Origin of the sequence: Megamonas rupellensis DSM 19944 (genome assembly GCF_000378365.1) — a bacterium.
Taxonomy (GTDB): domain Bacteria; phylum Bacillota; class Negativicutes; order Selenomonadales; family Selenomonadaceae; genus Megamonas; species Megamonas funiformis.
The window spans coordinates 1-5,358 of record NZ_KB899624.1; the positions used below are offsets into that span (position 1 = coordinate 1).

A 5,358-nucleotide genomic window follows, 5' to 3' on the forward strand; every position below is an offset into this window, starting at 1 on the left:
AAAAGAGAATATCTGGTGACGATGCCTAAATGGTTCCACCTGTACCCATACCGAACACAGTAGTTAAGCATTTAGAGGCCGAAAGTACTTGCATGGAGACGTGCTGGGAGGATAGGAAGTTGCCAGTTAGAGCCTTTGGGCTCATTATAATGGAATATGGCGGCTATGGTGAAGCGGTCAACACGGCGGATTGTGGCTCCGTTATTGCGTGGGTTCGATCCCCACTAGTCGCCCCATTAAATTAGGGGTATAGCTCAATTGGTAGAGTAGTGGTCTCCAAAACCATTGGTTGTGGGTTCAAGTCCTACTGCCCCTGCCATTATAGCATACAGTATTCCATTAAGTTTTATTAAAATTTTATATCATGGAGCGATACTCAAGAGGCTGAAGAGGACGGTTTGCTAAATCGTTAGGCGGCTTCGCCGTGCGAGAGTTCGAATCTCTCTCGCTCCGCCACTTTAAAAATGTAGAGTCTTTGGATTTTATAATCTAAAGGCTCTTTTTGTTTTTATTGACTTGTGATGATAAACAAGATATGATTGAATTAGGATATAATTTTGTATCGGTCATAATAAGAAAGGAACTTTATTATGAAAAAAATAGTTAAATACTTTATGATGGTTATTGCCTTATGTATATTTGCTTTAACGGCAAATAGTTTTTCCATGGCTGAAGCTTCAGCATTATATACTCCAGCTAGCTATTGGAATAATGATACAAATTATCCATTAGCATTTTCACAAAACGGTGTAAATAGATATGTTGACTTATCTTCAGCAAAAATTATTGAGCAAGAAGAAAAAGTTGAAGAAAATACCAAAACAGCAGTATTTTCTTATGATGTTGTGATGGTAGATGGAGATAAAACAACAAAATTCACTTATAAAACGATGATAAGATTTATAAATGATGAAATGTATGTTGCTAGTGCTAGAGGAAATGGCGATGGCTGGTTCCAATTAAGTAGTCGTTCTTTTGATCAACCACAATATAATGCTACATTGATTTTGGCAGATTATTTTAATATATAGTTAGAGTACTAAAAAGGTAATTTATAATGAAGTTTATAAATTACCTTTTTATTTTTGCAAATAATAGAAAATTTTAAATATTTATAAGAAAAATAATATATTTATTAGACCCATATTGAACATATTAATATTATTTCTGTATAAATATACATTTTCATTAGATTGAAATATACATATATTTTTAAGATGATTTTGAACCTATATATATTAATATATGTAATATTAATATATATTTTTTATTATAAAAATTAATAAAAAACATATATAAAATAATTAATTATTATAATATAAGCTTATAAATAAAAGGTTTATTTCATTTCTTATTGATAAATATGAATTTTTTCATAAAGAATTTAGAGTATTTGCAAAAATAATTAATATGTGCTAAAATTAGCTCATAAAAGTACTAAAGACTTATTAATTATCCATTTATAATTCATATTTTTACTAATTATATGTAGTACTTACATAGAAATATTTATTGAACAGATATAATATCATTTATTTAAAGCAAACATAATATCACTTATTTGAAGTAGAGAAAATTATCTTTATGAATTGTTATATGGATAATAGTCTAAGTCTAAATTTTTACTGTTTGACAAAAAAATTTTTGAGTCAATATAGTAAAAGATTTTATTCGAATAGGAGGGCGATTATATGAATAAGATTTTCAAAATTTGATGTAAGAAAGTAAAACATCAATATTTTGATAGATTTTATTCATAGCAAAGTAAAATTCTTAAAATGTCCGTTAACAGGACGAAATAATATATAGTGGTATCAATTAATATTGATGATTATATATTATCTAATGATATTTTGGGGGTGGGATACAACTAAAATATCGTAATGTAGGCTATAATATGATTTTGGAAAAGATTATATAACAATAGTTGTATTGATAAAATGAAGGTATATTAATTGCTCCTATTTGGGGGTGGGATGCAATTTTAATATTATTATCTAAACATACTAAGACTTTTATTATTTGTATTTAATAAATATCTAAGAACGGAAAATATCTATATTGTTAATAGTAGAAATAATTTAAGATTAGTATTTTAATGTCATATTATAAGTCGAAATTCTAGATCATTTTATTCAGTAGGAGGGTAATTTGTATGAATAAGATTTATAAAGTAATATGGAGCAAGGTAAAAAATCAATATGTCGTTGTATCGGAACTTGCCCATAGTAACGGAAAACAGAGTAGAACATCTAGAAATAGCATTCGCAGTCGCATTGCTGCACTTGTAGTATGCGGTGCTATAGCAGCATTTGGTGTATTTAGTGCATTACCAATGGATTCAGCATATGCAGCTGATGTAAATGTACAGCAAGCAACACAAACGCAATATGTAGCATTTAGAGCAGATACAACATCTGATGAATGGCGTAAGGGTGAAAAAACAATAGAGGGTATAGTTTTTAGACCACAAACAATAAGATTATCGGATAAAACTCTTAATTATTGGGTACGTGAAGGATATACTTTAAAAGCTACAGAAGGTATACAATATATACCAGATAACTTAATGAAAACGGATGATGTTAATGGTCTTAAATCAGACTATGCAATAAGTGCTGAAATAACAGATCAAAATTTAATAAAAGGAAGCGTTTTAAAAACAACAGAGTCATCAGCTGTAGGAACTACAGCAATGACAACACGTAATGAATCTTTACAAAAAATTGAAGTGGGTCATTATACAGGAGTTTCTAATTCTGGTGGAGTTGGAACAGGTACTATTGATTGGAATTATATAATTGATCCAAATGGACAAGGAAATGTAAATGAATTTATAGATATTAAAGATGCTGCTCCTGATCAATGGGATCCTAGTCAAGGAAAATATGTTAAAGATGTATGGAAATCAGGCTATTTAAAAGAAGTTGAATTAAGAGGAAGTTCTTACTATTTAAAAGATACGAATCAAGAAGTAGCTTCTCAAAATGTTTATATTATTGGTGATAAAGCTGGAGCATTTGTAACAACAAAAAATGGTAGTGAAATATATACTGGTAGAGTATATGGTGCTCATAATGAAATATTAATGACTGGTAAAGATGAAAATGGCAATTATTATACTTATTGGGCAGGAAAAGTAAATGATGATGATAATGTTTTATTAAGTGATAGTAATTTAACTTTAGGTGATTATAAAGAAAATGTTAATGCCTTTTATAGAAATGATAGGAAATTAGCTGCTGCTGATATAAAATCTGTTGAAGTTGATGCAAATAATAATGGAATTAATTTAATAACAAATACGCAATTTGATGAAAATGGAAAACCTATTGAAAGAACAGAAGAAACAATAACAGGTTTTACAGTTACTAGTGTAAAAAATACTGGTGAAGATACAAAAATACAATTTTCCGATGGAGAAAATAATAAATTTGATGTAGATGCTGGTTCTAGAGTAGTAGCAACTAAAGATGAAGATGGTAAAGTATCAGAACTTAGTATTAATGGAACTAAATATGCTATTGGTGGCGGCGAAACATATACTGCTGGTGATGGCATAGCTATTGCTACTGATGATAATAACAAAATATCTGTTAATGCAGGTGATGGATTAACATTTGAAACTCAAGAAGGCGAAGATAAAGGTAAGTTAAAAGTTAATGTTGGAGATGGCTTATCCATTACTAATGGTGAAGTAGTAAATAACTTCAAAGTAGAAGCAGATAAAAATGCTGCTGATGGAAGTGATGATAACTGGACAATAACAGATGGACAACAAAAATTTACAAATACAACATTAGTTAATGGAACTGTAGAAAAACGAGCAATACAAGATAATGCTTATGGTAGTGATTATTTAGTAAAAGATACAGATGGAAATACAGCAACACTTTATGATGTAGCAAGTGCAACAAAATTAAAAGAAGTAGCAGGCAATTCAGCAAATATTAATTTAAGTAATATTACAACAGATGGACAAACAGAAATTAAAAACTTAGCAAAAGATGTAGAAAAACATATTGCAACATCAGAAGAAGCAGCATATCCAAGTGGTGGATATAAAGTAGATAAGACTGCTCATACAGTAACATTAGTAGAAGCCAATGGCAATGGCGTTGCAACAGGAAAGAATGTTGTAATTAGTGATGTAGCAAGTGCAGAAGATTTAGGCAATTTAACAACTAAAGTTAATAATGGCTGGAATGTATCTGATGGAAATGATGGAAATGCTGATTTTGCAGTAAAACCAGGAGAAACATTAACATTTAATGGCGATGATAATATAGATGTAGAAGCAAAAGACCATGAAGTAAATGTTTCTTTAAATGATAATATTACTTTAGGAGAAGGAAATAGCCAAATTAATATTAATGGTGCTCCAGAAGGTGACGAACCTGCATTAAGTATTGGTGATAAATTCGTAGTAGAACAAAATGGTAGTGTATCCATTAAAGCAGATAATGCTGAAACATATGGTATAGATACAACAGTAACAATAAATCCAGATGGCGTTAAGTTTGAAAAATATGGAAACGGAACTACTGTTATTAATGGACAAACAATCCAAGCAGGTGGAGTTGCCATAAATGGAGAAGATAATTATAAAGGAACTATTACAGGACTCACAAATACAACATTAGGTGATGGTAGCGAAAGTTCAACATTTGCAAAAGCAGGAAGAGCAGCAACAGAAGAACAGTTACAAGCAGCAATGACAAAAATAGATGAAGCTAGCTATAAAGGTTGGAATGTATCAGCCAATGGTGAAAATAGCACAACTGTAGAAAGTGGAAAAATAGTAGATTTCTCTGGTGCTAAAGATACTAATGGTGATAGCAACATCACTGTAACAAAAACAGTAGATGAAAAAGGTAATGCAGAACTTGCTTTTGATTTAAATGATAATATCACTTTAGGTGAAGAAGGAGATAACCAAATTAATATTAATGGTGCTCCAGAAGATGGTGAAGCTGCATTAAGTATCGGTGATAAATTCGTAGTAGAACAAAATGGTAGCGTATCCATTAAAGCAGATAATACTGAAACATATGGCACAGATACAACAGTAACAGTAAATCCAGATGGCGTTAAGTTTGAAAAATACGGAAATGGAACTACTGTTATTAATGGACAAACAATCCAAGCAGGTGGAGTTGTAATAAACGGAGAAGATAATGGCGTATATAAAGGAACTATTACAGGACTTACAAATACGACATTGGATGATGAAACGTTTGCAACAGTAGGAAGAGCAGCAACAGAAGAACAATTAAAACAAGCAGCAGCAGCTTCTAAGACAACAATATCTGATGGTAAAAATACTACTGTAACATCTACAGAAGAAGCAGATGGACA

2 protein-coding genes, 3 tRNA genes and 1 rRNA gene are annotated in these 5,358 nt (G+C 30.6%); all 6 read left to right on the plus strand.

All coding sequences use genetic code 11. From position 1 onward, the window contains the following. The first annotated feature begins 11 nt into the window (after positions 1–11). Positions 12–128, plus strand: a 5S ribosomal RNA gene (gene rrf / locus F553_RS0111375). Positions 129–159: 31 nt separating this feature from the next. Beyond that, a tRNA-His gene (locus F553_RS0111380) sits at positions 160–236 on the plus strand. 7 nt (positions 237–243) lie between these two features. Next, a tRNA-Trp gene (locus tag F553_RS0111385) sits at positions 244–319 on the plus strand. A 47-nt stretch (positions 320–366) separates the two neighbouring features. Then, positions 367–456: transfer RNA gene (locus tag F553_RS0111390), tRNA-Ser, on the plus strand. 134 nt (positions 457–590) lie between these two features. Next, positions 591–1,031 carry a hypothetical protein gene (locus tag F553_RS0111395; protein WP_019000192.1) on the plus strand — a complete coding sequence of 147 codons (441 nt, stop codon included), beginning with the start codon at positions 591–593 and terminating at the stop codon, positions 1,029–1,031. A 1,124-nt stretch (positions 1,032–2,155) separates the two neighbouring features. Continuing rightward, positions 2,156–5,358 (plus strand): ESPR-type extended signal peptide-containing protein (locus F553_RS12030; RefSeq protein ID WP_019000193.1); only part of this gene is annotated, 3,203 nt, incomplete at its 3' end.